General features: G+C 39.2%; 1 protein-coding gene. It reads left to right on the forward strand.

Annotated features, from left to right (window positions below; all coding sequences use genetic code 11):
- Window positions 1–384: 384 nt before the first annotated feature.
- The coding region (locus tag ACS8FD_RS21655) for a helix-turn-helix domain-containing protein (protein WP_439277389.1) at window positions 385–643 on the forward strand (259 nt) is incomplete at its 3' end.

The raw sequence follows: 643 nt of genomic DNA on the forward strand, positions 1-643 counted from the left end.
TTGCGATTGGCCTCCAAAATACCAGGCATTAATTCTTTTTGAAAAAACTGATGCGAGCTTTCATTGACCATGCGTTCTTCATCAGTAAGCTGATCACGCAATAAAAAAGGGTCTTCCCAATCAAAACTTGGGCTGGCATTCGTTCGTAGGTTAGTAGGTGCTGACATATCGTACTCCTTTACTTAAGACGGCTTGTAAAAACTGTTCATCAACGTTTTATCAAAAACTACTTATATAACCAGCTAAATCACAAGCAAATTTTATTTGACAACAATTTTATTTGACAACCAAGTTCCGCTATGTGAAACTTGGTTCCATAATGTAAAACTATTTAAGCAAAATTTATCTCTCTTGTAAACCTTTTTGAATATATACGGTCAAAAAATGATAAAAAACTTGCCAAAACCGACGCCTTTACTAGTACGCACGAATAATGCCCTTGTGCAAAGCAAAGAGACAGAAGACAGACAGTTTGTCACGGCGCTTGGGCGCGGCTTGTCTATACTTGCTGCCTTTGAACAGCAAGAGCAGTTAAGTCATCAGCAATTGTGCCAAATGACAGCACTACCGAAAGCGACCATCACTCGGTTAATTTACACTTTAACCACGCTTGGATTTTTACGTATCACCGCCTACGGTCAGT

Source organism: Psychrobacter sp. 1U2 (assembly GCF_051847575.1).